Origin of the sequence: Hydrophilobacter chitinilyticus (assembly GCF_049860745.1) — a bacterium.
Taxonomy (GTDB): Bacteria; Pseudomonadota; Gammaproteobacteria; order Burkholderiales; family Burkholderiaceae_C; genus Rhodoferax_B.
In genome coordinates, this window is sequence record NZ_CP187561.1 from 5864950 (window position 1) to 5880168 (window position 15219).

Below are 15219 nucleotides of genomic sequence, written 5' to 3' on the forward strand. Positions count from 1 at the left end.
TTCTGAGTTCTCAGTCCTTTGATTGATGCCGCGTCCGTCGAACGTCTGTACGGTAACTTCCCGCCCGAAATCGGGCTTCAGGCACCGGTTGCCCTTTTAATTCCTCGTCAAGCTCCCGAACGAACTCGACAAAGTCGATGTCGAGCGCGGTCAACCACGCCCTAAGTTCAACCACATCGAGCCGGCGCATTCCGCGCTCGACCTTGCTGACCGTCGCCTGCCCGCGCCCAAGACGGGTGGCCAGATCCAGTTGCCGGAGGCGTTGGAGGGTACGCCCGCTGCGGAGCAGACTGAGAAAAACGTCGTTATGGCGACTGTGTAGGGACTTGAGCATGAACTACCTTCAGTGCAGAACGTAGATCAACTTTTGACGTATTCGGAAATGGAATCTATCCACACATGCCGAGCCCGCCAATCGAAAGGTTGGAGCGAAAGTTCAGCGTTGTCCTCATAATTAATGCGTTTTATATAACGCAGGCCGCTACCCGAACAGAGGTCTTTTCCTCCAGTTCTACTACTAATCTATGCCGATCGTTCTCGTCCAGAGGACGCGGCATGTTTCGGGCCTATCCAAACCATTTATGTTCATCGCACACGAATCCACTCGTCGTCCTACGTCTCAACTCTTTGCTCACTACGGGGAGTCCCACTTTTCTGCCGTAGAACTGGCCATTGACGCAATCTGGTTCGTCGTCACCAGTACAGAAACGGAGTCAATAGAGGGCGAGACATACAAACTTCAACGCACGTGGCTGTTGAGTCATCCCTTACAGCTTCGTACGTTCCTCGAAGCAGGAAACGAGGTCAATGACATCCTGATCGTGACACCCAGTTATGCGAATGGCTCTGACGGCTGGCGAATGGACCGCTTAAGCAGGGTGTGGCACGCGAACGAGCCTGACGACAACGTCGCCAATACCTATGTCTTCGAAACCTCAACAGGTCGTCGGTTCTCCAACTCGGCGGCACGGACGCCTGTAGAAGACATGGTTGTCGGGAGTATGTTCCTTCAAATGCCGACCAAGGCTGACTTCGCCGAAAGCTCAACGCCGTGCCTGTGAGCAGCACCTTTTCGCACCGAATGCTCCGCGAAATTTAGCCAAGGGCCGCATAGAAAATGGGATTGCAATCAGTGCTTCGAAGCAACCAGGTGTGTGTCTTCTGTCGCTCGTGAGCTGATGGAGGCCGAATACTAGATCAACAGCACGAAAAAACTGCTTCCCTACCTTGAACTTTCAGCTCCTTTGTCGGATGAAAAGAGAAAAGCGATATGCCAGCCAAACGACGTTTCAGGAGCTCGGCGTACGAGGCGATTCACTCAGCCGCGCTTGCCCTGCATTCAATAAAAGTTGTTGATGACGACCAACTGCGTCAGTACGACATAGCTTGCTTCTCATCCATACCCACCTTTACGCCAACTCAAATTAAAAAGCTACGCATAAGCCTCCGGTTGACTGAAGCGAGCTTCTCGGCATATCTCAACACTGCTGAATCGACCGTTAGACGGTGGGAGTCTGGCAAGCAGCGTCCCAGCGGAGCGGCACTCAGACTCTTGAGTGTTGTGCAGAAACATGGTCTAGATGTATTGAAACCATAACGACGCACTCGACCTTATGCTGCCCACTAGCGTCTACGCCATTCACTTTCAAAACGATCGTGAAGCCCCTGAGGTACCGTGGCAACCTCACGTTGCCATTTCAAGTTGGAGAGTCATCGAAACACCGGATGGTGACCGGCATCTTCTGGCATTACTGTCCGGAAGAACCATACGCATCACAACTGCGTTGACGACAATCAATTGTGTGACGCGGACGGCAACGACGGCTTCGGGCCGGACCTACGAGTTCCTGGCGGGACCTGAAGAGTCTTCGGTGATTCGGTCTGCATTCGAGATCAATGCCCACTGCAAAGGAATCCAAGAGTTTGTCGATATCAGCGATGTCTTTTGGGCGGCGATACGCGCGGTTGAGCAATAACTTCTAATGAAGCAACGTGCGTATGCCGGTCTACTTGAGCATCTGCTCCGGTAACTGATGACTCGCATCGTGCAAAAATCTGGTGCGGACCGTCGAACTCACCGTGCCGGAGTGCCGCCGCAGTGAACTTTTGCCAAATTGGTACTATCGGCGCGACACATGCCGAAAAGCTTGGCTACAGACCCCTTGCTGAGTTTTCTGCGTGCCAATTTAGAGCGCAAGCGCCAGATATGGCGCTGCGGGTTGATGCGGTCTACATTTCGTTAGGCATGAGAGGAAAGATTGAACTAATGTCACGCGGATCATCACTTCCAAGCGAAGTATTCAAGGACGTCCTCGACTTGGCTGCCCGCCAACTGCACATTGAGTCCAGCAAGGCTTCTGCGTTTAAACACACTGGCGTTCGTGGAGACGAGAGAGCAGCAGCCCTTGCAAACTTTCTTCGACAACACCTTCCGAGCAATATTGGAGTTTCAAAAGGGGAGGCTATCGATTTCCGCGATAGAAGAACTGGCCAGTTGGACATTCTGATCTATGACGCGGATATGTGTGCGCCTATCAGTAGTCAATCGGAAAATGTCCTTGTGCCTGCGGAGAGCTTGCTCGCGGTTATTGAGGTAAAGACAACCCTTACGCAGAACGATCTCAATAGCTGCTTTGTTGCAGCCCGCAAAGTACGTGCTGTCCGACCATTCAAGCAATCTTTCGTTCCCGCTCGAGAAGAGGGTAAGGCAGCAGAAGATGGCAACTTTCGGTGCTTGTACGTGGTGTTCTCGTATGACACCAATCTAGGTGCCGATGACTGGCTCAAGAAGGAATTCAAACGCCTCGCAGGCGCCGCTAGCGAGGCTAACGGGAAGTTGAATCTGATCGATGTTGTCTATGTGCTTCGCCGTGGCATGATTCGTCCGGCCGGGAGGACCGGTAAAGTGAATGACGACGATCAAATGAATATGTTCCTCGAGTTCTATCTCCACCTGGTGAACTTTCTTCGGCGGGAGATGCCAAGGCGGCCGGCAATGGACTGGCAAGCTTATTCGAGTAAATCATCAAAGGGCTGGGAACAACTGAGCGATGCCTAACCATTCAAGCTCACGCCTTCCGGTGCCGCGGAATTCAAACGTTGAGCGGTGATTGACCACAAGCGTCGATACTGACTCAATACGAGCGAATGGTCATTACCAGCGATCTAGTCAAAGATTCCGGATGGTGCTCAGTCGAAGCCAGCATACGCAGTAACGAGCGTGGCGGCGTCGTTCGAATCCGGGATCGGCTGATTGCCGTCAGTATCGATAGAGGATGCCCCCAGACGATCAGGCTCTTTTTAACCCCCTTTTTACGGGTTTAGTAAGGCCTCGGCAGTTGCTGTTCTTCTATCTACGCCAAGCATTACGCCTTGGTGTTGTGGAATGCTACACAACTACCCGTCGAGTCTCCGTCTTCATCGTCAGTCACCTCCCACACTTCCCACATGAATTCGCTGAGTTGAATTACCTCAAATCGGTCGTCGTGGTTCGTCATAGTCATCTAAGTCGCATGCATTGAGATCGGAACATTCTGAAGGGATTTCACTCAGACGTCGCAAGTATGCTGCTTGGCTCAAGAGGCGAGTTCGAGGCCAGTCCCTCTTGTGGACACTAGAGTTGTGGAAATCTGATCACCAGCGCCAATCCAAAACTCGTGGAATCAGCAATGTTCTGAAAAAACTGCGCGCGATGAGCGTTCCCATCTCTTCCAACAAAAGCTTCCGCACACAGAAGGAAATCCGTCGCCCAGCTACCTCGCGCCAATTTCAACAGTGCATAGGCCAACTATTGCGGCGGCATCTAATTTGTGAAAACGTAGCTGCCTTTCTACTTCACGTGCGTCCCTATATTCGCTCTTTGCAGCCAACGCTATCGCATAACGGTGAATCCCATCCCTAAGCCGTTGTAGGCCGGCTTCATTTACGATTCTGATATGCGGATCAGGCGAAGCCGCATGCTCAAAGACCGTCTTGGGGTGCACCAAAATTGGTGTTTTTACGCAAGACTTGTCGTACTTTTCTTCAAACCAGACAATGGAGCCGTTCAGTTGGTTAGTGTCGTGCTTCGACACTTTCTCCGCTTTTGTAGCCCCACTCTTGCACTCAATAACCAAGTAGTTCAAGCCGCCCATTGCCCAGAGGTTATCCGGCCCTCTTCCAATTTTGTCTTCAGGTCTCTCCGAGCCGAACCCAAGGAACGCCCCCAAATCCTTCATTGCCGCTTCAAACCTCTTACTACCTTCTTCTCCCCAATCGAGATCATCCAGAAGACCATTTACCCAAATGATGAGGTCGTTACCCTCAAGAAACCTCGTCATAAAGCCGACCGCCGCTGTCGCTTGGCCTGCAGCAGGAGCATTCAGACGTTGATAGGTCACTCCCGCAAGAGGCCTTAGCAACCTAGCGTTCAGGCTCAGCGCAGAAAGCTGTAACTCCTGCGCTTTTGCCGGATCTTGGAAACCAACGTACTCGGCTAACTGCTGCTTTAAGTAACCCTTCACATGAGGTTCTTTTGCGGCATTCACCGCAGCCTGTGCTTTCTCCGCAGCCAAGTCGAACCTATTGATGCGTGCCGCATCAAATGCTGCACGTAGAGAAACCTGATTCGCGTCCAGATTTCCGTCGACTACCGGTGGAGCATTGATCACGGCGTTGCGGTCTGCACTTACCCAGTTTGCGTCTTGGTTTAGACAGAGATCAAGGATGGGCATAAGCTCAGCGAGTTCTTTGCCGCGAACTTGGCTCGCCACGTTCTTACCCAAATTGATCTGCGCACGCGTGGCCGATGAAAACATTGCCTCTGCTTCGGGCTGATGAAGCCGTTGAGTTAGTCGGCCCCCAAGCAACAAGACTACACAATAGTCGTCGCTTGAGCGTACACCTCGGCCCATTCCCTGCTCTATTCGCTGGACTTGACGAATTAGCTGCCGGTTGGTGCCATCGAGCATTAGCATCTCGGCTCGCTCTCCTAGGCCATAGGCTTCCGGTAATCCATCGATCACCAGCAGTTCGCATGCTTTTCCAGGCAGATCGATGCCGTCATACTTGTTTATGAGAACGGTCAATCCAACGTGCCCATGTTTAAGGCGCTCAACCCCTGCCTGTATGGTGTCCTTGTCTAGAACTTGTTGAGCTGCCTTGGTCCAGAATTCACTTCGTTTGCGTGATGGCACGATCACCACAACGTTTCGCTGCTTGGCAATGCCAGCGACCAGACCACGGATTTCCTCCTGCGAATAGTCAGGGTTGATCTCCTGCGGGGCAAGGATCATACGGTCACCGATATCACCGCCACCCTTCGGGCGAATAGGCCTACCGACTTGTTCCGAGTCGGCCTGGAAGTGGCTGACCAAAATAGAGTCGTCCGCCAACGTCGCGGTCATGTAGATACGTCGTTGTGCTGACGCAAAGGACGGTATTCTGTCTATAGGGACGAAGCGAGGTGCAATCTCTAAGTGCCCACCTCCAAACAGGCAAGTACACAACGGAATACACTCACGAAGCAATGGCCAAGACCACTGTAGATCATTGGATTCGCGATTCGCATGAAGCAGCTCGGTGACTTGCTGTTGCTTTGCCTGCCATGCCCAGAAAGGTACGGTCATGACGATCGACGGATCGTATGCCTGAACGTCCAATAAGCCCGTTGCCGATTGATTTTTCAAATCCTCTTCAAACAACTGCAGCAATCCATCGTACACAGGATTACCGGCCTTCGACTTCATAGAAAACTGCTCATGTACCAAGCTCAAGCAAGCATGTGCATCGTCGATGACGATACAACCGATCGGAATCTTTCGCTCACCGACGCCGAAAACGGAACGTGCATTGAACAGTTTATGAACGTTGATAACCAGAATCGACCGACCCGCTAGAAAATCCGGGCTGTTCTCGTCTGAAGTTGCGGCGATACCCAGAGATCCCGCCTCGCTAAGAACCTGTTTTACCAAGAACGGATCTGGAGCGACGTAAACAGCTGGCTTGACGTTTTCGTTAAGAGAGCTTTGCAGACAGAGTAGACCAACTACGGTTTTCCCACCACCCGTGTTCATCTTGATCGTCAGATCCTTTACGGACCTTCGTTCATGCCATGCATCCAGTACATCGGATTGCTCATCGTGCGGTCGCTTAAAGCGAGGATCACGCCTCAAGGTGGTGAAAATTTTCCGCGGATCCGTCTGGATCGCGACTGTGCCCGCATTGAGTTTCCCGAAATCCAGAACCATTAATCGTCCTTTCTTGTTTGCCAGCAGTTTCTCTGAATTGTTGCACGCTGCCTCCAAAAGAACTTGCGCGTTAGCTCTCTTGATAACCTGTTTGCTAGCAAAGAGACCAAGACCTAGCATTCAAGGGGACGCGCTTGGCTGCCTCTCAAAGCATATGAAAGCGCTCGTGCCGCTCCCGATAGCCATTTGCATAGATGCCTTGAAGTGATGCATCAACGTAGTACCTTACGGAGGAGTCATGAATGTCGATGAATTCACCTACTGTGTTCGGTGGAGTCCTGCGAAGCAACTCTACCGTGCAACCTGTGACGGGTTTCCGCTGTTGGATTGTTTGCGGACAACCCCGCAAGAAGCGCTCCTTGAGCTTAGACGGATGGTTAAACAGGAAATCGCGCTCCAAAACTCAGATGGACACGGCGAATGCTGAAGCACTACGGTCACCAAAGGTCATTTGGTGCATTGGTATTTAAGCTAATTGTTTCTGCCGCGCTCGTAGCGAAGCAGCCCAGTCCTTCAGGGCCTGAAGATCCATCAATACATCCGCAGGTGGGGGTGGAGAAGCATTCCGGCCAGCAGACGGGTCGTGCGCATCAACTATGTCGCAACACTTCTTGTATCCCGCCGTGAAGGTATCGCAGTCGGCTTCTGTAAGAACGCTCACCTTCTTAAGGTCTTTAGCGTTGATGTAGTCACGATGTCTCTGCACAACCCGGAAGAAGGCGATGTCCTCCAAGCCGCGCTCCCAGGACGCACGCAATCCGTTATAGAGCTTCGCCACCTCGTTGGCATATTCGCCGTCCTGATTGTTGTCATACAGCACTTTGGCCGCCCGCGCGTCCTTCTCCAACTTGTCGATGCGGTCCTCGACGCGCTGGGCCTTCCATGGCAAACCATCAGAGACTATGCCAGCGCCCGCGGCGCCACGGCTCAGGGTTGCGAGCCGGAGTGGACTACCGGCCTTCGTCGCGAGATCGTTCAGATCATTGACAAATACCAAGTCGTGCGTAAAGACGATAACTTGTCGGTTCCCCGCTTCTTCAACAAGTCGCTTGGCCACCTGCCCGCGCCAGCGGTGATCCAGTGATGACACCGGATCATCGAAGACTAAGGCCGAGCGGTGTGCTGCGGTAGCGAGTTCGGTCAAGAACGCGGCGAGTGCGACGCAAGTCTTCTCGCCCTCGCTTAAAACTTCATGGACCTTTGCGTCCGGGTTGGCGAAGAGGCGCACCTGATATTGCGGTGACCCAAACTTACCGCCCGAGCGAACAATTTCGACCCTGACCTTCTCAGCTGCCAGCTTGGTGATCTCCTCCTGAAACCTGTCGCGCAGCTTCGGCGTGATCACGGTGTCGGCGATATCGTTGCCCATCTTCGTGATGGAGTTTGTCGCCGTATCGCCCGCGCACTCGGTCAGGAAGCGAATGGTCTTCAACCGCTTGAGTTCATCGGTGACGACCGGAAGCATACCTGCAAGCAGCGCGCGGTCGCTCAGCTCGGAAAAGTCGGCTTCAAGCTTTTTTCGTTCGTCCGCACCCGCCGACTTGCGCAGCTCGGCGGCGTAATCGCGGAGCGTGGTTTCGAGCTGACCGAGATCAGCACTCGGTGATGGCGGGATGGATGGAAGCTTCAGCTCGTCGCCGCCCAGCCCCTTCAGAAGAACATGACGCCGCAGCCTCGCTGCTGCGATGAAGCGGCGTGTCTGCTCTTGCAACGCTGGGTTCTGAATTCCCAGTTCATCCAGACTGGCCCTGAGGGCCCGCGTGCCGATTGTCCCGGCAGCCACGGCCTGACGTGCGGTCAGCGCGGCCCGCTCGGCCTCGCCCGCCAGCCGTTCCGTGTCCTTCTTGATGAAATCCTCGAAGCGGGTCATGCGCGTCCGTGCCTCGTCTCCCAGCGGCTGCTGGCAGAGCATGCAATGCGCATCCCCGGCCGACGGTGGAAACGGCTGTCCGGAATACGCGACCTCAGTCGAATAACGGCGAGCGCTATCCCACAGCGTTCGCCACAGTTCGCCACCAACGCCTGCCAGCGGCTCGCCCGCAAACGCCTTATCGGCTGCCAAACGCGCGGCTCCGCGCTTCAGCAAAGCTTCTCTCGCCGTCGTGAAGACTGACAGCAGTGAGTGATCGGCGGTCTTAGTTGCGACACCGTTCACCGCTTCAATGAGTCGCTTGACGTTGTCGGCCTTGACGGTTTGCTCAGCAGCCGCCTTCGTCGGATTCTTCGACAGGTCCTCCCGCAGCCGCTCAAGTCGGGCTGCCTCTTCAGCCGTAAGCGTTGCAAGCGCTTCGACCTTCTTTGCATCGGTATTGGCGTTCAGCGCGCCGAGAGCCTTGCCCACAGCCGTGGTAGCCTTCCAGGTTGGTGTCGCGAAGATCGGATTGCGTGCTTTCTCAAGCTGCTTCTGCTCGGCGGCCAGGGCGTCCTTGACAGCCTGACAGGCGGCAGCGAGTTCGTCCGGTACATCGAGGCCAAACGGACGGAAGGCGACTTCGTTCTTCTCGCGGATATGCACGGCCGCACAGTCGCTGTCGAAGACACTGGCTGCCGAAAGAATGGCATGCGGCTGGGGGCTATCCTGCCAGCGCTCGACCGGCTGCAGAACGCCGCCGACGCCGTAGGTCATGTCAACGCTTGCGACCCTCGGCGCCTGGTTGTCGTAGACGTTGGCCTCGATCTTCCCGGCGTGCCGCGCACGGCAGGCACGCTTCAGGATTCGCGCATAGCCCGATTTACCCGCACCGTTGTCGCCATAGATGATTGTGATGCCTTCCGGTTCAAAATCCAGCGTCTGACGAGGCGCGAGGTTGTTTGCGCCGCGAACATTTGCGACAGATACCAACGTGAGCGCGGCACCTTCGCCCGGTGTGGCGGGAAGATGTGCCTTTGCCAGCGGCACGGCGACAAGTTGGCCTGCAGAGGCGCCGTGACCGACCTTGCACAACTCGACCAGTTGCGCCACATCCTCCTGGGTTACGCGGCCCTGCGCGATGATGCGCCGCAAGGCGTCACGCTGCCAGAGCGGGCGACCGAGTGACCATTCCAGGATCGTTTCAAGTACCGTCTTTTGCGGTGCGGCGGGCTTTTGCATTCTTGTCCCTTTGCTGTCTTACTGTCGATCTTCAACTGGCCAGTTCGACGCGTTCCGCCGGCATGCCAGCTTCGGGGTGTACCCACAGTTCAACAGCAGGCAGCTGGTCCATCAGACCGCAGCGTTGCACCTTCCCAAGCGCATCGGCGGGCAGGATGCCGTAGATCAGGTAGATCGCACGTTCGTATCCAAGCTGATGCCTAAAGTGCAGAAGCGTCTTAAAGTCCTTGATCGTTCCGTCCTCGGAGCCGACTGCAGATTTCACCTCGAAGATCGCATGATTGTTTCCCGTGCCGGGCTCATGCACGAGGAAGTCCGGCTTTGGCGCTGCACCGTTGGCGAAGTACGGGTGCGATCGTTTGTCGATCTCACCATTGAGTCGATAGTGGCTGTCCTCCGGCCACAGCCGCCGCATCTGGTGATAAAGCTCGTAGCAATAGACCCGCTCGCGATATACCGGGTCGGCACCGTGAATCGGGAGCAGAAAATACTCAGGTGCCACAGTCGCTGTAGCGGCCCTGAGCAAGCAGGAAAGTTCATGCATGGTGCCCCCCCGAGCCAGCGGTCACGGCACCCAAGGCTGCGATTTCGAGCAGGTCCATGCTGGTGCCTTCAATAAAGCTGGCAGCACAATCAAGCACATCCGATTCTTTCTTACGCGCCGCCCCGCGCAACGCGCATTCCCAGATCACCAGCACGCGCCAGCCGCCCGCCCGCAGCGCATCGACCGCCTTGCGGTCGCGTGCGACGTTGGCCACTAACTTAGCCTGCCAGAAGTCCTGTCGTGTTGCCGGTATCTTCGACAGCGCGCAGCCATGCGCGTGCCAGAAGCAGCCATGGATGAAAACAGCAGTGCGGTACTTCGGGAAGACCAGATCGGGCCGGCCGGGCAGTGAACGGTCATGCAGCCGGTAACGGAGCCCCCGAGCATGGAGGCCGCGCCGGATCAGCATCTCGGGCTTGGTGTCTTTGCCCCGGATGCGGCTCATGTTGAACTGGCGCTGTCCCGGTGTAAGCACGTCGGCCATTCACGCTCCTGCTCCCGCGTCCGCCACGATCGTCCGCAGGCTGCTTCGCAGCTCTTCGCCCGACATGCCGGGTCGCAGCGTGACTGCGCCGAAACGAAACTTCTCGCGATACTCCGGATGGAAAAGTCGGCCCGGCACGGGCGTATCCCTGAAGTCCGGTTGTAAACCCACCGGCACATGCGGGGTCAACAGATAAGCTGCTGTCACGATACCTTCGGTGCGGCCGCTGGCCACCTCCTGCACAAGTGCGTCACGGTAGGTGTGAATCGAATTCAGCGCATCATTGAGGCCGTCGTTGATGCGGTACTTCGCATCGAGCACGATCACGAACCGCTCGGGTCCGCCCAGGTCAGTGCCCGCCAAAACGACATCGGGAACCATCGTTCGGCTAAAGCTTCCCTCGCGGCTTCCGTCAACCCAGTATTCACGATACTGTCGCTGGAAGCAAAGCACGCGATCGCCGCCTATCGGAACACTGATTGCGCCGGCCGCAATCGTCACACCGCCACCTGCTTCGCTGATGAACAGGTTGCTCAGGTCAACCTCCTTGGCGCCGTACTCCTCAGCGGCGGCGCGCAGCAGGCGCAGGAAGCACCACAGCTCGTACAGCTCGTAGGTCCGGGCTAGTGGCATCTGCAGGAAGTCGCCGAAGAGCGCGGCGAGGCCGAGATTCATATCCTGCCAGAGCCTGTAGAAGCGCTGATAGACGGGGTCATTACGAAACAGCGAAGACATGCGCAGTACCGCCGGCCCGTCGCCGACTTCTGTCATGAAACCAGCGGCCGCAACATCGTTGATTCGTCGCGCGATTCGGCGAGCCCGCATAGCCCAACTACCTGCCGTGGTGACGATCTCGGTATCGTCGCCCGCACCCGGCTTGGCCAGCACTTCGGCGATACCCGAAAGCCACGCTGCCCAGGAGTGCAGGCAGGCCTTGATCTGCCTATGCTCGGGAATATCCACGCTGTTGCGGCGCTGCCGTTGCGTGATATGCGCGGGTAGACGGCCATTTAGCGCGGCCGGCAGACGTGAAGGCCTGACCGTTTCGGTTCTGATTACCCCGGAGCGGAAAGACTTGATGATTTCTGGGCCGGTCGCGCGCGTGGCACGATGCGCCGGCACCTTGATGTCCTCGGCGCGCAGATAGTGGCGCGGAGCACGTGCAATAGCTTCAACAGTCGCCACGATGGCTTCGGCGCGCGAGCGCAGGAACTCGAGGCGGGCCAGTGGCGGCGGCCGATTTCCGGGCTGCCGCGCAACGCCCTTGCGAAAAGCACTGAGAGAGAAAAGGGCGAAGGTATCTTCAAGGACTTCACGCACCATTGCGTCGAAGTCGTCGCGCGTGAGTTTGCGCAGGTCAGGATCAGTCGTGACCTCGAAGCGGCGCGTCCCGATACCCGGCACCCGCAGCACCACCTCGACCATGCCAGCGTGAAAGCCGGGCTGCCAGCGCCAACGGGCGTTGCGGGGATCGCGCGACCGCAGCGCTTCAACCGGCGCGTCATCGATCAGCAGGTCAGCAGCAAGCGCGTCGTTGCTCTCCCGCAGCTCAAAGAGATAGGACGTCCCTTCCCGCACTGCGCCGGGCGGCACAGCATCCGGCACGGGCCAGACTTGCCAAGCTGGCCCGCCCCCCTCTGCCTGAATGTAGAGGGCCGTCACGGTTCAACGCATCGCCTGAAAGGAGCCGAAATCGTCGAGATCTGCCAGCAGCCTCCGCACAAAGGCCTGGGCTTGCGACAGCCCGTCGCAGGCCTTGTCGAGGCTGGTCAGCAGCGTACGCTGCCGCTCGGCTCCGCGCAGCTTGACCAGCACTTTCTGCACGAGCAGTTGGTCTGTCACGTCGGCCGTGGCACTTTTGAGGTTCGCCGCGTCGAAAGCGTGATAGCGCACAAACTCTTCGATCAGCCGATAACCGAAGCCGAGGCCGTATTGCTGCATCAACGCGTGGATTTCGGTCAGCTTAGCTTCGGACGCAACGCATGCGGCCTTCAGCTCGGGATAGCGGCCTTCGAGCGAACCAAGGAAGCCAGGAACATCGACGGTGGACATATCGATTACCGACGCTCGGTCCAGGACCTTGTCGCTGACCGGGTTCGTCGTTTCATCGACGTTGATCGTGCCGATGATGAATAGGTTTGTCGGCAGCGGCAACTCAGCCCGGATGCTGGCGCCCGTCGTACCCTCGAGCGGCACGCTGTTTGAGTGCAGCTGCAGTCGGCCTTGGCTCTCCATGCAGGAAAGCACGTCGGACAGGTAGTACTCTACGCGCGCTAGGTTCATTTCGTCGAGGATGACGAATACCGGAGAGTCGCGGTGCGCGGTCGCGACCAGCACAGCTTCGAGGAACGTGGGCACGACATAGCGGTTCGTGAGCACGTCGAAATAGCCGGTCAGACCGGTTGGGTCGGTCCACTCTGGTCGCACCGGACACTCGAAGATCAGCGGGTCGTCGTCGGTGTTCGAGGTCAACCCATGCACGGCCCTGGCGTATTTCAGCGCGAGCTGCGTCTTGCCCGTGCCAGACAGACCGGACAGAATCACAAAGTGCTTGTGCGGGAGAAAGTTCAGTGCCGCGTGGAAACGCCGCACTTCGCCGTTAGGATAGTGACCGCCGAGCGCCTTCACGGCGGCCTCGATGTCTTGCAGCGGGATCGCAGCCGGCATGCGCTGCATCGCAGGCGCAAGGGTGGCTGCGTCTTTCCAAACCGGCAACTCGTGAATCTTCTCGCGTCCGACCAGAGTGCCGAGCCAGCCGATGAACTCGCGCGCCAACAGGCTGCGTCGGGCTGATGCAGTCGGCGGGTAGAGCGCTACGACGATCTCGTCAGGTTCGACCTCTGGTCCGAATGGTGAAAGGTCGAAATCAAGGCTGTTCCAGAAGCCCGAATTCCGCATCCACAGTCGCCCATCTTCCGCCAAGTAGATCGGCACTAGGTTGTTGCGAGGGCTGTACTTGATTGTCGGCCCAGATTCTTCTGCGGCCTCGTCTTCGCCAGCTTCTGTCAGCAAGTCTGCCGGCTCCGCTGTGCCAGACGCCTTAGCAGCACCGAGCCTTTTCATGTCGGCAAGACGGGCCAGGAACTTCGATGCATCCTTGCGCACCAGGACGGCGAAATAGACCTCGTCCTCTGGTGGAAATTTCATCACGCAAGCGAAGATCAGCGCGTCAGCGTCCTGAGGCGTCCCGTTTAGACTACCCACACCGATCTGCAACCCCCCCTCGACGACCTTAGCGCTGTTCGAGACACCAAAGAGCCGGTATGCGCTTGTGCCGCGTGTCGCGTGGAAGTGCCTTTGCGCTTCCTTAAAGAACTGCTGCTGCCGCTCTACGAGGTTCATCCGCCATCTCTCTTTCTGATTGTTTGAGCGTCTTCATGATGTGCGCGGCGACGGCTTTAGCGAGCAGCGGCGGAACGGCATTGCCGATCTGGCGAAATGCGGGGTTCATCGTCCCGCTGAACGCGAACCCATCAGGAAACGAGTGAAGACGCGCAGCCTCGCGCACTGAAATCGTCCGGGCCTGCTTGCTGTCATAGTGGATGTGGCTATAGCTGTCTTTGCCGAGGTGTGCCATTAGCGTGCGCGCGGGCTGGTCGCGCCACATCTTGCGCCACTTATTCGGAAATTTACTAACATCGTAGGGCGGCACGATCGAAGCCTTGATTTCTTCATACTGGCTGGAGCCCGGCTTGACCTTAACGCCCTGCTTGGCGAGCTTTGCCAAGTGCTGCTCGAACATTTCCATCGCATGCTCGTAGGCCTGAGGGTATTGATCGCCTGCGTTCATGCGCGCGAACAATGGATAGTCGCGCGGGAGATAGCGAATGACGTGATCGACCAGGGCTTCCGGTGCCTCAAAACCCGGCCAAGTTCGCATCGACTTTGCGTAGGCTGTATGCGGTTCGTTGCCATACGGCATCGGTTCATCAAAACGCCTCGCTCCCCGGCGCAGCGCGCCGCTCTTGAGCAGCTTGCGCGCGTCGATCGCTGGCAGGTCTCCAAGCGCCTGTTCGGCGGTGATAGCCGGCGGCAGCGCGCGCGCGGCCTTCGGTGCGTGGATATAGCGATGCGCGCCATCGGCGATATCGCTGCTGAGGAACTTGAGCGCGACCGACCGTGTGCCTTCGTAGCCGGGTGGCAGGTCGATGAAGTGCGTCGGTTCTGGGAAGGTGACCGTATCGGCAATCTCACGCCGGTAGGCGATTAGGATCATCCGCTCGCGCATCTGCGGCACACCATAGAAAGCGGCGTTCAGCAGGGTGTATCGGCAGATATAGCCCTTACTTTCCAGGACTTCGGCGATCTCTTCGGCGATGTTCTGCCCTCCATGGTTCAGCACGTCGGGCACGTTCTCGACTACGACAGCAAGCGGCGCAAAGGCTTCAACGTAACGGAGATAGTCGATGTAGAGTTGGGCACGCGGGTCGTGCTTGAATGCTTCTGCGTGGTTGTCTACCTCTCGCAACTTGGGCCGGCCAACCCGTGCGAATGCCTGACAGGGCGGGCCTCCTACGAGCACATCGAACGCTTCAGCAGGCGAACCAATTTCAAGCTCCTTCGCAAGCTGATCCGGGCTTGTCTTTGTGATATCACGAGCGCGCGAATGCACTGCGTGTCCACCATGGAAGTTGCGCCCATGGGAAGCTGCTGCATCTGGGTCAAATTCAACTGCAGCGGCGATCGAGAAGCCGGCAGCCGAGAACCCAAGTGAGATTCCGCCGCAACCGGCGAAGAGATCAAGGACTCGGGGATTTCCGCCGACCTGCAGGCGGGCGATCTTCTGGCGAATGGCGCTCGTGCTCACAGGCTCGCACCTTCCCGGAATTGTTGAATAGTCATTGTCTTGTAAGGTTTTTTCGGAAGTGCGACA

General features: G+C 57.0%; 12 protein-coding genes. 4 read left to right on the top strand and 8 right to left on the bottom strand.

All coding sequences use genetic code 11. The features are described from left to right. Window positions 1-10: 10 nt before the first annotated feature. Window positions 11-334 carry a helix-turn-helix domain-containing protein gene (locus ACPWMG_RS26310; RefSeq protein WP_483302418.1) on the bottom strand — a complete coding sequence of 108 codons (324 nt, stop codon included), beginning with the start codon at window positions 332-334 and terminating at the stop codon, window positions 11-13. Between the two features lie 247 nt (window positions 335-581). Here ACPWMG_RS26310 and ACPWMG_RS26315 point away from each other — a divergent pair, with 247 nt between their 5' ends. From ACPWMG_RS26315 to ACPWMG_RS26330, 4 genes are all read left to right on the top strand, one after another. Next, a complete protein-coding gene (locus ACPWMG_RS26315; RefSeq protein ID WP_483302419.1) occupies window positions 582-1061 on the top strand; it encodes a hypothetical protein in 480 nt (159 codons plus the stop codon). A 209-nt stretch (window positions 1062-1270) separates the two neighbouring features. Then, entirely contained in the window at window positions 1271-1597 is a 327-nt protein-coding gene (locus ACPWMG_RS26320; protein WP_483302420.1) for a helix-turn-helix domain-containing protein, read from the top strand. Between the two features lie 16 nt (window positions 1598-1613). Further along, entirely contained in the window at window positions 1614-1976 is a 363-nt protein-coding gene (locus ACPWMG_RS26325) for a hypothetical protein (protein WP_483302421.1), read from the top strand. Window positions 1977-2098: 122 nt separating this feature from the next. Beyond that, window positions 2099-3058, top strand: a complete 960-nt coding sequence (locus tag ACPWMG_RS26330) for a DUF6602 domain-containing protein (RefSeq protein ID WP_483302422.1) — start codon at window positions 2099-2101, stop codon at window positions 3056-3058. A 694-nt stretch (window positions 3059-3752) separates the two neighbouring features. On the opposite strand, the gene ACPWMG_RS26335 is transcribed toward ACPWMG_RS26330, so the two are convergent. From ACPWMG_RS26335 to ACPWMG_RS26365, 7 genes are all read right to left on the bottom strand, one after another. Then, the gene (locus ACPWMG_RS26335) at window positions 3753-6227 is read right to left on the bottom strand and encodes a helicase C-terminal domain-containing protein (RefSeq protein ID WP_483302423.1); all 2475 of its coding nucleotides are present in this window, start codon (window positions 6225-6227) and stop codon (window positions 3753-3755) included. A gap of 466 nt (window positions 6228-6693) precedes the next feature. Beyond that, a complete protein-coding gene (locus tag ACPWMG_RS26340) occupies window positions 6694-9318 on the bottom strand; it encodes an AAA family ATPase (protein ID WP_483302424.1) in 2625 nt (874 codons plus the stop codon). A 31-nt stretch (window positions 9319-9349) separates the two neighbouring features. Next, window positions 9350-9862, bottom strand: coding sequence for a hypothetical protein (locus tag ACPWMG_RS26345; RefSeq protein WP_483302425.1), 513 nt, complete (start codon window positions 9860-9862; stop codon window positions 9350-9352). Further along, window positions 9855-10346: a very short patch repair endonuclease gene (locus ACPWMG_RS26350; RefSeq protein ID WP_483302426.1), complete on the bottom strand. Its 492-nt coding sequence runs from the start codon at window positions 10344-10346 to the stop codon at window positions 9855-9857. Before ACPWMG_RS26350 ends, ACPWMG_RS26345 begins: the two co-directional genes overlap by 8 nt. Beyond that, complete coding sequence (locus ACPWMG_RS26355) at window positions 10347-12008, bottom strand: DUF2357 domain-containing protein (protein ID WP_483302427.1); 1662 nt, start codon at window positions 12006-12008, stop codon at window positions 10347-10349. A 3-nt stretch (window positions 12009-12011) separates the two neighbouring features. Then, window positions 12012-13688 (bottom strand): McrB family protein, encoded by a 1677-nt coding sequence (locus tag ACPWMG_RS26360; RefSeq protein WP_483302428.1) that lies wholly within the window; start codon window positions 13686-13688, stop codon window positions 12012-12014. After that, window positions 13654-15153, bottom strand: coding sequence for a DNA cytosine methyltransferase (locus ACPWMG_RS26365; RefSeq protein WP_483302429.1), 1500 nt, complete (start codon window positions 15151-15153; stop codon window positions 13654-13656). Before ACPWMG_RS26365 ends, ACPWMG_RS26360 begins: the two co-directional genes overlap by 35 nt. Window positions 15154-15219: the final 66 nt, after the last annotated feature.